Source organism: Mongoliibacter sp. (assembly GCF_007692705.1).
Taxonomy (GTDB): Bacteria; Bacteroidota; Bacteroidia; order Cytophagales; family Cyclobacteriaceae; genus Mongoliibacter.
This window is the reverse complement of sequence record NZ_REBN01000091.1, coordinates 1-13331: the sequence shown is the minus strand read 5'-3', so window position 1 is coordinate 13331 and position 13331 is coordinate 1. Positions and strand designations below refer to the sequence as shown.

Below are 13331 nucleotides of genomic sequence, written 5' to 3'. Positions count from 1 at the left end.
TTTTCTCACGGATTTCTGGGGAAATGAGTTCGAAACGCCAGGCACATTAACCAGCGATAATTACCAAGCCAATCTGATTTTTTTAGGATTCGGGCATAATTTTAATGTTAATAAGTTTGAGTTTTCATTTGCAGGACTTTTAGGTCAAAACATGTTGGATTTCCCCTTTTATGCTTGGGATTTCCTCTTCTCCGATACTGAATCAATTCTTTTTAGGCCTGCTCCACTTGCAAATATTCCTGTGCCTACCAGACTCAATGCCTTGGTTTACGGTTTAGACCTTAAAGCCTCTTATCCTTTATTCAAAAAAATTAATGGATTTATATCCTTCAGTTACCTACAGTCAGAGCATCCGCATGAATATTGGACATTGGCCAGGGGAGCCTCATACGGTTATTTTGTAGAGGATAGGATTGACTTCAGAGTAATCTTGGCGAATTTTGGGGTTTCATTTGATCTATAAAAAAAAGAGGCTGTCTCATAAGTCAACTCTCATAAATTATACCCAAATTTTATTTGGTGTTTGATTTGACTAAGCTTTGTGTCTTGGAGACTTTGTGGCATTATTAATTTATTTTAGCTACGAAGACACAAAGGACTAAATTTTAAAACACGAAACTTTCTTTGGACACTGAATTTAAAAAACGAATCATGAGACAGCCTCGTCTTAAATTTGAATTCAAATCGCTTTTTTATGAAATGGTAGATCCATCCGCAGTAGCTTCGTGAGGCTGTAGCAATTTCAAGCTACCATCTTTATCTTCTGCCATCAGAATCATGCCTTCAGAATCTATACCCATCATTTTTCTCGGTGCAAGGTTAATCAACATCACCACTTGCTTACCAATCAGTTCTTCCGGTTTAAAATATTCCGCCACACCTGAAAGAACTGTCTTTTTACCCAGTCCTGTCTCTACAGTGAGCTTAAGCAATTTTTTGGACTTCGGCATAGCTTCAGCTGTCAAAACCTTGACTACACGCATATCCAATTTTACAAAATCATCATAAGATATTATCTCTTTCATAGGTGCTGCTTTGGCATTGGCCAATTCGTTTTGTTTTTTGGATTCCAATAATTTATTCACTTGGGCTTCCACCACAGCATCCTCTAACTTCTCAAATAAAAGCGCTGCTTGGTTTAGCTTCACACCAACGTCTAGGATATCGGCTTTTCCTGCATCTGTCCATTTCAATCCTTCCAAGCTAAACATATCAAATATTTTCTGAGAAGTAAACGGTAAAAATGGCTCTCCTACCACCGCAAGGTTAGCTGCGATATTCAAGGCAATGTTAAGTATGGTGCCTGTTCTTTCTTTGTCTGTTTTGATGGTTTTCCAGGGCTCTGTATCCGCCAGGTATTTATTACCTGTTCTGGCAAAATCCATCACAAAGGATAAGGCTTCTCTAAACCTGTACCTTTCTATCGAAGCAGCAATCTTCTCAGGAAATGCTTTGATCTCTTCCAAGACATCTTTATCAATACCATGAAGCTCACCAATAGCCGGAACATTTCCATCAAAAAACTTATGGGTCAGGACTACTGCCCTGTTTACAAAATTCCCATAAATGGCAACCAGTTCAGAATTGTTTCTGGACTGAAAATCCTTCCAGGTAAAATCGTTGTCTTTGGTTTCAGGTGCATTGGCAGTAAGCACATACCTCAGCACATCCTGTTTGCCAGGAAATTCCTCCAAATACTCATGTAACCATACAGCCCAGTTTCTTGACGTGGAAATTTTATCTCCTTCCAAGTTCAAAAATTCATTGGCTGGTACATTGTCCGGCAATACAAATTCTCCATGTGTTTTAAGAATTGCCGGGAAGATGATACAGTGGAATACTATATTGTCCTTTCCGATAAAATGTACAAGCTTGGTGTCCTTGTCTTTCCAGTAAGGTTCCCAATCTATTCCTTTTTCAGCTGCCCATTCTTTGGTAGAGGAAATGTATCCAATCGGCGCATCGAACCATACATAGAGCACCTTTCCTTCACCACCTTCTACCGGAACAGGTATTCCCCAATCCAAATCCCTGGTCATGGACCTGGCCTGCAGGCCATCACCAGCCTCCAGCCAAGACCTACACTGTCCCAATACATTGTTTTTCCAATCTGATTCATGCTCCACCAAAATCCAATTTTTGAGGAACTCAGTGTATCTGGCCAAATCAAGAAACCAATGTTTGGTTTCCTTAAGGACCGGGGTATTGCCTGATAATTTAGAAATAGGATTGATCAGCTCGGTGGGACTTAATGAAGAACCACACTTCTCGCATTGATCACCATAAGCACCTTCATGTCCACACTTGGGGCAGGTACCTTCTATGTAGCGGTCAGCCAAAAACTGTCCTGCCTCCTCATCATAATACTGTTCGGTGGTTTGCTCCAGAAACTCTCCTTTTTCATATAGGTCTTTGAAAAATTCAGAAGCCGTCTCATGATGAATTTTAGCTGAAGTACGGGAATAATGATCAAAGCTGATCCCGAACTCATCAAAACTTGCTTTCATCATTTGATGATACCTGTCTACCACTTCCTGGGGAGAAATACCCTCTTTATTTGCTTTTATAGTAATGGCTACCCCATGTTCATCCGAACCACAGACGTAGGCCACATCCCGGCCCATAGACCGGAGGTAGCGCACATAAATGTCGGAAGGAATATAACAACCGGCCAAATGACCTATATGCAGTGGTCCATTGGCATAAGGAAGCGCTGAAGTAACGGTATATCTTTTAAAGGATTTGTTCTTTGTCATAAATCAAAAAGGTATGCTGATAATTTAATTCTGTTTTAAATTAGACTTGTTGGTACTCTGTTTTGGCTTCATCAGTGAGTATACCTTGATAAATGATCTGAATGGCCTGATCATATATTTCTGACGTTTTAAGTCCCATATTGTCTCTCATTTCTTTTGGGAACTGAGAAAGGAATTTTGGGTCTATAAGATTTTGAATCGCAGATGCATATAAAAAAACCACCAAACTGATGTTCACATGACTCGCCACGTAACCTTTTTCCATTCCTTCCTGAATCAACTTATGAAACCTCAGGTAGGCGGATTCTCTGATGTACTCTTGTAACTCCTTCCAAACTGCCGGTGCATGATCGCGAAGGTCTTCCAATAATTCCGGATTGATCGGCGCCAAATCAGTAGCTACAACAGTTAAGAGAGATTTAAGTTTGGCTGCGAAAGGGATATACTTGTTATCAAGAAGGGTTTGTACCTTGATGGCTAGTCTGGTCTTGAGCACATCAAATGTGGCTGAAAGTAACTCCAGCTTTCCTGGAAAGTATTTATACAGGGTTTTTTTGCTCATTGCAAGTTCCTGCGCGATATCATCCATTGTGGTATTTTTATACCCCTGCTTCAGAAAGAGCTGGTATGATACGGTCAAAATCCTGTTTTCTATATCTGCTTTTTTACTCATAATATGTGACTGGGAGGCAAATATAATTAATCCCGATTACAAACAGCCCATAGCAATAAAATGACTTCCTTTGGAATCTTTCCTTTGCGTTTGTTTGGACAAAGCTTAATTTTGAATCCTTGCCCTTTAAGAATATTTTAAAATTTTATGACTCCAGAACAGGCCCAAGCCAGGATCAGGGAACTGACCCAGCAGATCAATCACCATAACCACCTTTACTATCAGGAAGATAGAACGGAGATATCCGATTATGATTTTGATAAATTATTGGAGGAACTGCTCCAACTGGAAAAGGAATTCCCTCAGTTTTTGGAAGCTGATAGCCCTAGTCAAAGAGTCGGAGGCACCATTACAAAAGAATTTGAAACTGCCCTTCATGAGTCAAGGATGCTTTCTTTGGGCAATACTTATTCTGAAGAGGAGCTCTTAGCCTTTGATGAAAGGGTGGCTAAGGGTCTTGAGCATAGAAACTATGCATACTTCTGTGAAATGAAATTTGACGGAGTGGCTATTAGTCTGGTATATGAAAATGGCAAACTGGTACGGGCAGTTACCCGAGGAGATGGAACTAAGGGTGATGTAGTCACCGAAAACATCAAAACCATCAGGAATATTCCGCTTCATGTAAAAGGAGACAACATTCCGGAAAGGTTTGAAGTAAGGGGTGAGATCTTTCTTCCCCGAAAGGAGTTTGACAAGATTAATGCGGAAAGAGAGGCTTCAGGAGACGCTTTGTTGGCCAATCCTAGGAATGCTGCCTCTGGAACAGTGAAAATGCAGGACAGCAGCATTGTCGCCAAAAGGAGACTTAACTGTTATTTTTACCAGCTTTTGGGGGATGATATTGGGGTTGAAACCCACGTAGAAGCTATTAGCTTGATTGAAAGATGGGGCTTCAATGTGTCTCAAACCTACGCCAAATGCGATACAATCAAAGATGCGCTTGCTTACATCGACAAGTGGAGAGAAAAACGCTTTGAACTTCCACTGGACACAGATGGCGTAGTACTTAAAATCAACAATTACGACCAAAGGGAAGAACTGGGCTTTACAGCCAAAATTCCCCGTTGGGCCATTTCATATAAATATAAAGCTGAAAGTGCTGAAAGCCGACTCTTATCCATCACTTATCAGGTGGGCCGAACAGGAGCCATTACCCCAGTTGCCAACCTCTCCCCTGTTCACCTGGCTGGAACAACAGTCAAGAGAGCTTCTTTACACAATGCCAATGAAATCGAAAGGTTAGGCCTGCACGAAGGAGATGCCGTACTGGTAGAAAAAGGAGGAGAAATCATACCTAAAATTACTGCGGTTGTAGAAAGTGGTCGTATCCCCAATGCCAAGCCCATTCAGTACATCGACCACTGCCCTGAGTGTGGGACTGCCTTGGAACGAAAAGAGGGAGAAGCCAAGCATTTTTGTCCAAACACCAAATCCTGCCCTCCACAGGTCTTGGGGAAAATCGAGCATTTCCTCCACAAGAGGGCTATGGATATTGACTCTCTGGGGACAGAAAGAATCCGGACCTTGATTGATCAGGGATATATCAAAAACCCCGCGGACCTCTACGACCTGGAGTCTAAAGCAGATGAGTTGCTTGGACTGGAAATGAGCCAGGACCAATACCAAAAAAGTGATGAAGGCATACTCTATATTTCCCTGACGAAGGCACTCTTCGCGCTTACGGAAAGTATTGCCTTGAGTGCCATCAACAAATTCCTTGAAGCGCATACGGAGCTTCCTTTAGAGGATATCTTAGAGCAATTCAAAAGCTACATCAGGGAATCAAATAAAAAAACAGCCCAGAATATTGGATCCGTACAAAGGCTGATAGACAGCCTGCAGGATGCTGGTTTCCCGAAAATAGAAGAGTACCTACCAGTACCGGTCGTATTGCATCAACTGATCGGCAATTATGTGGACCTGGATAAAATCGCCAAAACTTCCCTCAAGGAAAACACCTTACATCGGATCATGCTCAAATTGAACCTTCCCATTACCGGTGAATTGGAAGACAGGATCAAGAAATTGAAAGCAAACACCTTTCAGGAAGGAGTTATTTCCAATATGATGGAAGGTATCAAAGCTTCCAAAGCACAGCCTTTCGAAAAAGTCCTTTTTGCCTTGGGGATAAGAAATATAGGAGAAAATACCGCGCAGGTTCTTGCCAGACATTTTAAAAGCTTGGAAAATTTGAAGACTGCTACTGCTGAGCAGTTGTTGGAAGTCAATGGCGTCGGAGATACCTTGGTAACCAGTATTTTTGATTATTTTTCGGATGAGGATAACCTGAGGATAATAGAAAAACTAAAGTCCCATGGTTTGAACTTTGAGTTGCAGGAGGATGAAACCCTCCTCCAATCCAATGCCTTGGAAGGGATGAAAATACTTGCTTCAGGCAGACTCAATAATTTTAAAAGAGACGAGATCGTGGACTTTATAGAAGCCAATGGTGGACAATATGTAAAGTCTGTTTCCAAAGGATTGTCTTTTATCATAGAAGGAGAAGACATGGGTCCAAGTAAAAAAGAAAAAGCCCAAAAACTGGGTGTAAAATTGATATCAGAAGAAGAATTTCTCAACATGCTTGGTAAAAACACAGCTGAATGAAATGGCTTAAAGACATATTAATAGAATGGCAATTGGAAAAACTTCTTAAAGTCCAACGCAAAAGAGATATTCAGGTGCCTACAGAATTCAGGTGCATTGGTGTTTTGGCCAACTCAGAGGAGGATTTTCTCATCACCAAAGAGCTCATGAGGGATCTTTGGGGGTACAAGGTGCGCATCATCGGGCTTTTTTATACCGAAGAAGATTCCCGGTTGGTAGAGGCCGTTTCACACAAAAACTTCAATTGGCTGGCCTTGCCCACAGACTATTTCAATGAGTTTCTGTTAGAAAAAATGGATTTTATTCTCATTCCTTCTTTACAGCTTAATCCTTATTTACGTTATTTGCTGCTCCAAAATCAGAGCGGGTTTTCTGTAGGCCTGTTTTCAGAAGAAAACAAACCCTATCTGGACCTTATGCTGACCGGTGAGGACAATGACCTCAGAAACAATGTCCGTAACCTAATTGAATACCTAAAAAAAATCAAAGAAGCATGTTGAAATTCAAAGGCACAGGCGTTGCCCTTATCACTCCTTTTCTCGAAGATTTATCCATAGACTTTGATGGTCTCAAAAACGTGATCAATCATGTCATTGAGGGTGGTGCTGATTACCTGGTAGTGCAGGGAACTACAGGTGAAAGTGCCACCATGAATAAAGAAGAAAAAAAGTCAGTCCTAAAAGCTTCTCTGGAATACAATGATGGCCGCTTGCCTATAGTATATGGATTGGGAGGAAATAACACGCAGGGAGTGCTGGATGAAATCAAAAATACAGATTTCGCAGGTATTGATGCCATCTTATCCGTAAGCCCCTACTACAATAAACCAAGTCAGGCAGGAATTATAGCCCATTATACAGCAATAGCAGATGCTTCTCCCGTTCCGGTAATCCTTTATAATGTACCTGGAAGAACCATGTCCAATGTTTCTTATCAAACTACTTTGACATTAGCCAAGCATCCCAATATCATCGGGATGAAAGAAGCCAGTGGTGATTTGTCACAATGCATGCGCATTGCCTCAAAGATGCCAAAGGATTTTCTTTTGATATCTGGCGATGATATCCTTACCCCATCCATGAATGCTATTGGAGGTTCCGGTGTCATATCCGTATTGGCCAATGCCTATCCGGAAATTTTCAAGACCATCTGCCACGGGGCTCCTGAAGAATCCAAAGAAGCTGCTTTCAAATTGCTGGATATCAATCCATACATGTATGAAGAAAGCAATCCGGTAGGGCTGAAGTGCCTGATGAATGAATTGGGAATTTGCGGTGATGCGGTGAGGCTTCCATTGGTAAAAGCTTCAGATGTTTTGAAAGAAAATATCAAAGCCAATTTGGTCCAATAAGGTCAATGAGCCTCTTTCTGGATGAAGTTTGGACTTTCGGTGGCAGCTGGGTGTAGTTTGTAACTACACCCCTCATATTCTTACCAATTTGGAGTTCGCCTTTTTATCCATATTCCAAAAAATACGATTCTGCTACTATTGAACTACAATTTTATTATGAAAGACATGGAGAGGTGCAATTTACTCCTAGCACCTCTGCTAAATTTCGCTCAGATGGGGTTAAAATAATTTCTGAAAACTTATTTCAATCTTTCCTTTACAAAATACTTACCGCCATTTTCATCCATTCCTTCAAAGGTTATTGAGATTACTGAATCCAATTCTATCTCTAAATTTAATCCATTATCTTGGCCTTTAATTAATGGATGAAAGACTGTCACTCCTAACAATTGATGAGGAACAAATTCGTGGAAGTGATTATAACCTTTTAAGAAAAGCTTACTTGATCCAATTTCATTTTTTATGTCTTCAGTTTTGCTGTAGAACATGATAGGCCCCCCTTGGAACACCTCCACTTCTGCTACATTCCTAGCACTGTAATTATCTATTAATGTCGCGGGTGTCAATCTCATTCCATCCCAATAAATCGCGAGACCATCAGCAGTCCTGTATCCACCTGTAGAAGTTGAAACCAATCTTACCCCCATATCTTCTGCAAGTTTTAAGGGATGTGGGTGAAGAGACTGAGAGTCGTCAATCCTTTTCCTTTTTCCTCCCTGATTGCCGAACATCCTGCTTGTTTTATACCTTTCATCATAGTCTCTTTTGTCCACTTCAAGGGTGAATTCATCCAAATCGTAATCTATAGATGTATTATTTGGAATCTTCACCAAAGCCTGCTGATAAAGAATGCCTGAGAGATCTTTATTCGAATTAGGAAATGAAATCCATAAAGGCATTACTTCCTTTCTACTACAATACTGTTGACTCAATATTTCCATCTCAAAATCTTTTACCTTTTTGTCAGGAATACTGAAATGAAATACAGCACTGTCTGTAAAATTAAGGTGGTTTATCTCCATTATACCATCTTTATCTGTTTCTCCTTCACCTACAAAATCCGGCAAAGCTTCCGAAAAAAATTCTACCCGCTGATTGGCGAGGGGAGTGCTTTTTCTTTCATTTTTGAATTGAATGGTATAGGATAAACCTACATCAAAACTTAATACCGTGTTTACAATTTCCGACTGAAGGTCCAAATGAGACCTCCCAATAGTAATCAGTTTTTGATCCAATATTTCCGATTTATCCTGTAAGTCCTTTAAGTCTCGGATTGGCAAATACAAATCTTTGAAAAACACCGACCTGAGCTCCAAATAATCTTCTAAAGAATACATGGAGTCATCTGAATCAGTGTAAGCAAATTTTAATACTCCAAATGGAATAGTAGCGGGTAAATCATCAGAAAAACTAAGCTCCACCCCACTTTCACTTGTATCCAAAACCATTTCCCATGATTTCTTTTCATCTTCGATAAAAAATAGCCTTTTGGCGAGTAATTTACCTGCCTGGTCATGTACCTGAAGTTGGTGAACACCGTTATCTAAAATTTCATAGGGAACATTCACAGTAAGTCTGCTTTCGCTTAATTGGTATTGATTCAATACAAGTGGAGATTGGAAATTAAAAATAAAAACTGTCAAGCTATCATCAGGAATGAGCTCATTGCTCTGAATTTCAAAAACTATCTTTTCAACCGATTTGATGTTCACTAACTTACAAGTAGTCCCCTTTTCTTGTATTTCCGGAAGGGGGAATTTTTGACTGTCCGATTGGTTATTCCTTAAAAAGTAAGATTCGCCGGGTTTTGGTTGAAAAGGAATTTTGGTCAGACCCAATGCGTTGGTTTCAAAATATCCGGCCACATCTCCCTTTTGAGTGAAAATCTCACCTTGGGTAGGAACTCCTTTACCCGATACATCAGAAGCTTTGATCACAAGAAAACAATCCATGTTTTCTATTAACTTTCCTCCTTCGGGAAAACCTTCAAGCTGGATACTATCGCTTTCCTCAGATGGGGATATACCTGTCTTATCCAGTACTATAAAACCTTTAAAAAACGCAGCGCTAAGATCTTTCATTACATCAGAATAAGCCACCAATATGTATTTTCCTGGAGATAAGTTGAAATCTATCAGGCCATGTGTTATGCCGCCTTCCAATCTGAACTTCTCTGATTGAAGTATTTCCCCGTCCAAAGAAAGAATTTCTATATGTAAACCTATACTTAGGTCTGAAATCTTATGGTCAAAACTGTTCACCGTGACACCGTGGAAGAGCATCTGATCTTTTTCCAAAAAAATATCCCTATCAAGGTTAAGGTATACTTTTTCAATATTAGCAGTTTGACGGGAAGCATAAAAATGTTCCAGGTAGGTATCCAGGCTTTGTGCTTCTACCTTTGATACACCCAGTAGCAGAAACAAAATAATACAACCATATGTAAGTCTGAGATTCATCATCAATATGAAATTAAATGATAATTGAACTAAAATGAATTTCTATTATAACATTTTTAAGTCTATGGCCTCAACTTATTCTGAATACTATAAAAATAAAGGCCAATACACAAGCAGGGGTTTCGTTCCTCGTAGGACAGGAAAGCGGTAAATTTAAAGATTAGTTCCTTGTGGAAAGTTCAGTGGGTACCCTCCCTAGGCATAGTCTCTACTCAGCACTTCTGAAGTTCAAAAGGACGCTGGGTGTAGTTTGTAACTACACCCTTTTATCAAAACCAATTTACAATTGGGAAATACCAATTAATCACCAATAATCCACTTCAATCAAGCCCTTTAATCCTGAATAATTTCTGGCACTAGAATATAGATAATCTTCAGGTTTTTCTACAATTCCTGCCCTTACTGGGTTTTCATGAATATAATTCATTCTACTCTCGATTATTTCAGCTCGATAAAGTTCAATTGCATGATTTTCATGTGTCCAAAACTGCATATCTCTTGATCTTTTATTGAATTTCGCATGGTAGACAAAAATCATCTTCAACCATTCCTTTCTGCTCTCCTGTGGATTTTCCAAAACCATTTTGAGCAATTTCTTACTTGTGAACTTCTTAAAATCCCTTACCCATTCTGACAATTTTCCATCCTTTTGTTGGGCCACCAAATGTACGTGATTAGTCATTATAACATATCCGAACAAGTAAAGTCCCTTTTCCCTTCTGCAATAAGTCAGATTTTCAAGAATAAAATCCCTATAAGCTTTCCTTGAAAAAACATCAGCCCAACCTACCACTTGGAAGGTCAAAAAGTATGGCATTTCTTGGTCCCTTATTTGGTAGGCTTCTCCCATAACTAAAAATAATTCCAAAAAATTGAATTACAAATTCATTGTGATATAAAGGCGTAGTTACAAACTACACCTAGCGCCTTTGCAACTTCACCCAGTAAGAGGTTTGGGATGGTCAAAACAAAATCACAATGCAGAAAACTCCCCCATCTATGTATTTTAATACTTGTCCTCCGTGGCGGAATTGTGTATTTTTGCTCCTGTGTATTTTTTGTTGTCTCAAAAACAAAATACACAACAAGGGACTGTTTCAAAAAATTGAATCTATCCCGATTTTAAAATCGTATTTCAGATAAAGTGACTTTATAGTTTACTGTACATGCCACAGCCCATTTCACTTTTAGCCCTCAATGAAATCATCAGGGACACCTTAGACATTCATCTGGAACCGCATTATTGGGTCGTGGCCGAAATTGCACAACTTACTTTTGGGACTCAGGGGCACGCCTACATGGATCTGGCAGAAAAAAACGGCAATAAAATAGCCGCCAAGATGCGGGCAAATTGTTGGGCGTATACTTATAGGACAATTTCAGGAAAATTTCAGGAAGCAACCGGACAGCAACTCAAGTCAGGTATGAAGGTACTTGCTTTGGTTTCAGTTACTTTTCATGAACTGTATGGATTCAGTTTGAATGTCAAAGACATTGACCCTAATTTCACTCTGGGAGAAAGGGCAAGAAAAAGACAGGAGGTGATCGAAAGACTGCAAAAAGAGGGTTTGATGGAGACAAACAAAACCCTGACACTACCTTCAGTGCCCCAGAAGATTGCCATCATCAGTTCTGTTACTGCAGCAGGATATGGAGATTTCATCAATCAGATTGACCACAACCGATTTGGCTATTGCATCCACCACAACCTATATCAAGCTACTTTACAAGGCAGTGATGCTGTGTCTACACTGGTCATGGCGTTTAATAAAATCGCTTTAGACCAGCAGCAAAAGCATTACGATGCCATTGTACTGATCAGGGGTGGTGGGGCACAGTTGGATTTGGATTGCTTTGATGAATATGATCTCGCCGTTACAATTGCCAATTCTGGAATTCCTGTGATTACCGGCATAGGACATGAAAGAGATGAAACAATAGCGGATTTGGTAGCCCATACCAGAATGAAAACACCCACAGCCGCAGCGGAATTTATCCTTTCCGGATTTCAGGAATTTGAAGGAAATCTTACAGGCTTAATCAAAAGAATTGATAAGCTATCTCAACTGACCTTAAAACAAGAAGACAGCAAACTGACTGATTTGAAAGGGCGTATTCAACTGGCTACAAAAGCTACCCTACAACAAAAAAATCAGTTTCTGAATTATAAAAAAGAACAGATTCTTTCCCAATCGAAGCATTTACACTCCTTGGAAAATATCAAATTGATCAATTACAGAAAATCCTTGAAATTGTCTGTCAAAGGAAGGATCCAAAAAGCACAAACTCAGCTTATCCAACTCGAAAAGGAGGTCAAGAATTTAAACCCTGCAAGCTTTTTTGAAAAAGGATACACCCGTACTGAATTAGGAAACCTTCCCCTACATTTGGCCAAAGCAGAAAGTGGAAAAGAAATGGTAACCTACAGTCTTTCACAAAAAATAACTAGTACCATACATAAAGTCGAAAAACATGGAAAATAAATCAACTGGCTATGACGCAGCTATCGCCCGCATTGAGGAAATCGTAGAACAATTGGAAAGTGGAGAAAAAGGAATGGATGAGCTTTCTGAAATGGTGAAAGAAGCTTCAACCCTGATGAAACAATGTAAGGAAAAGCTTAAGATGACCGAGGAGGAAATTCAAAAAGCCTTGGAAGAAGATTAAATTAACGCTGAAAAACATGTATAATTATCAAATTATACCATAATAATGAACTAAAGTACATTTTTACGTTTTATTTCATAGTCCTGCCCAAATTGGCACTTTTGTGGCAGGAAACTGATTGAAAATGTTTGATTGAAGCAGATGAATATTAAAATAATTTTATTGGTCCCCATGATTTTCTTTTTGAGCTGGGGTGTGGAGGCACAAAATTTTTACAAAGAGAAGACACCCAAAACCGAGGTGCTATCTGTTGGAATAGGTCCATCTTTTATATATGCAGATAATGGAGGGACGTACAGAAACTTTAACTTCCCCTGGAACCCTGCAGCTTCAATTTCCTACACCAAAAGAATTCATCCTCACTGGGGACTCAAAGCAACAGGAGGAGTACAATGGTTGGAAAGCGGTAATCATAATCCTTCACAAAGGGTACAGGATCACTGGAATCTTTACGGCAGTGCTTTTCAATTCAGAGGAGAAGCATACCATGCAGATGTAATGCCTATTTTCTACCTTTTTCCTTATATCAATCACATGAATCGATCGTGGGTCAATCTATACGCTGGCTTGGGAATCGGTGTGATGCATGTAGAAAGGCAGGAAGCATTTTCTCTGGAACCTGATGCCCAATTCAGCAGGGCCAATATCACTACGGGCTATGTACCTTTTAGGGCTGGAATCAGTTTTAGATTGGGCGATTTATCTGATATTGCATTGGAAGGAACGATGTTATTTACCTTCTCTGACAACCTTGACGGCAATGAAAACTTCAACCGGTTCGGAGACCATTTGGCTCAGGCTCAGATCGTGTACAA

11 protein-coding genes are annotated in these 13331 nt (G+C 39.9%); 7 read left to right on the top strand and 4 right to left on the bottom strand.

Translation table 11 applies throughout. From position 1 onward, the window contains the following. Window positions 1-463: hypothetical protein (locus EA341_RS03230; protein WP_293011262.1), on the top strand; the 463-nt coding region annotated here is incomplete at its 5' end. Window positions 464-692: 229 nt separating this feature from the next. Here the strand turns inward: EA341_RS03230 and metG are convergent. Both metG and EA341_RS03220 read right to left on the bottom strand, forming a co-directional pair. Then, complete coding sequence (gene metG / locus EA341_RS03225; RefSeq protein ID WP_293011260.1) at window positions 693-2756, bottom strand: methionine--tRNA ligase; 2064 nt, start codon at window positions 2754-2756, stop codon at window positions 693-695. Between the two features lie 40 nt (window positions 2757-2796). Beyond that, a complete protein-coding gene (locus EA341_RS03220) occupies window positions 2797-3429 on the bottom strand; it encodes a TetR/AcrR family transcriptional regulator (RefSeq protein WP_293011258.1) in 633 nt (210 codons plus the stop codon). A gap of 147 nt (window positions 3430-3576) precedes the next feature. Between EA341_RS03220 and ligA the strand changes: the two genes are divergently transcribed. From ligA to dapA, 3 genes are read left to right on the top strand one after another with little or no spacing between them, the layout of a single operon-like run. Then, the gene (ligA, locus tag EA341_RS03215; RefSeq protein WP_293011256.1) at window positions 3577-6039 is read left to right on the top strand and encodes an NAD-dependent DNA ligase LigA; all 2463 of its coding nucleotides are present in this window, start codon (window positions 3577-3579) and stop codon (window positions 6037-6039) included. Further along, the gene (locus EA341_RS03210) at window positions 6036-6539 is read left to right on the top strand and encodes a hypothetical protein (protein ID WP_293011254.1); all 504 of its coding nucleotides are present in this window, start codon (window positions 6036-6038) and stop codon (window positions 6537-6539) included. The genes ligA and EA341_RS03210 overlap by 4 nt, the downstream gene beginning before the upstream one ends. After that, a complete protein-coding gene (gene dapA / locus EA341_RS03205) occupies window positions 6533-7390 on the top strand; it encodes a 4-hydroxy-tetrahydrodipicolinate synthase (protein WP_293011252.1) in 858 nt (285 codons plus the stop codon). The genes EA341_RS03210 and dapA overlap by 7 nt, the downstream gene beginning before the upstream one ends. A gap of 239 nt (window positions 7391-7629) precedes the next feature. Here dapA and EA341_RS03200 read toward each other — a convergent pair whose 3' ends face one another. Then, entirely contained in the window at window positions 7630-9852 is a 2223-nt protein-coding gene (locus EA341_RS03200; RefSeq protein ID WP_293011250.1) for a hypothetical protein, read from the bottom strand. A gap of 301 nt (window positions 9853-10153) precedes the next feature. After that, a complete protein-coding gene (locus EA341_RS03195) occupies window positions 10154-10699 on the bottom strand; it encodes a transposase (protein ID WP_293011249.1) in 546 nt (181 codons plus the stop codon). Between the two features lie 316 nt (window positions 10700-11015). On the opposite strand from EA341_RS03195, the gene xseA reads away from it, so the two are divergent. The 3 genes from xseA to EA341_RS03180 all read left to right on the top strand — a co-directional run. Next, complete coding sequence (xseA, locus tag EA341_RS03190) at window positions 11016-12332, top strand: exodeoxyribonuclease VII large subunit (protein ID WP_293011248.1); 1317 nt, start codon at window positions 11016-11018, stop codon at window positions 12330-12332. After that, window positions 12322-12516 (top strand): exodeoxyribonuclease VII small subunit, encoded by a 195-nt coding sequence (gene xseB / locus EA341_RS03185; RefSeq protein WP_293011247.1) that lies wholly within the window; start codon window positions 12322-12324, stop codon window positions 12514-12516. The genes xseA and xseB overlap by 11 nt, the downstream gene beginning before the upstream one ends. Before the next feature lie 141 nt (window positions 12517-12657). Beyond that, window positions 12658-13331, top strand: a 674-nt coding sequence (locus tag EA341_RS03180) for a hypothetical protein (RefSeq protein WP_293011246.1), incomplete at its 3' end; no start/stop codon positions are given.

Bases quoted from the DNA above. Each gene is read 5' to 3' on its own strand.
- metG (WP_293011260.1), bottom strand. From the start codon at position 2,756: ATGACAAAGAACAAATCCTTTAAAAGATATACCGTTACTTCAGCGCTT.
- EA341_RS03220 (WP_293011258.1), bottom strand. From the start codon at position 3,429: ATGAGTAAAAAAGCAGATATAGAAAACAGGATTTTGACCGTATCATAC.
- ligA (WP_293011256.1), top strand. From the start codon at position 3,577: ATGACTCCAGAACAGGCCCAAGCCAGGATCAGGGAACTGACCCAGCAG.
- EA341_RS03210 (WP_293011254.1), top strand. From the start codon at position 6,036: ATGAAATGGCTTAAAGACATATTAATAGAATGGCAATTGGAAAAACTT.
- dapA (WP_293011252.1), top strand. From the start codon at position 6,533: ATGTTGAAATTCAAAGGCACAGGCGTTGCCCTTATCACTCCTTTTCTC.
- EA341_RS03200 (WP_293011250.1), bottom strand. From the start codon at position 9,852: ATGATGAATCTCAGACTTACATATGGTTGTATTATTTTGTTTCTGCTA.
- EA341_RS03195 (WP_293011249.1), bottom strand. From the start codon at position 10,699: ATGGGAGAAGCCTACCAAATAAGGGACCAAGAAATGCCATACTTTTTG.
- xseA (WP_293011248.1), top strand. From the start codon at position 11,016: ATGCCACAGCCCATTTCACTTTTAGCCCTCAATGAAATCATCAGGGAC.
- xseB (WP_293011247.1), top strand. From the start codon at position 12,322: ATGGAAAATAAATCAACTGGCTATGACGCAGCTATCGCCCGCATTGAG.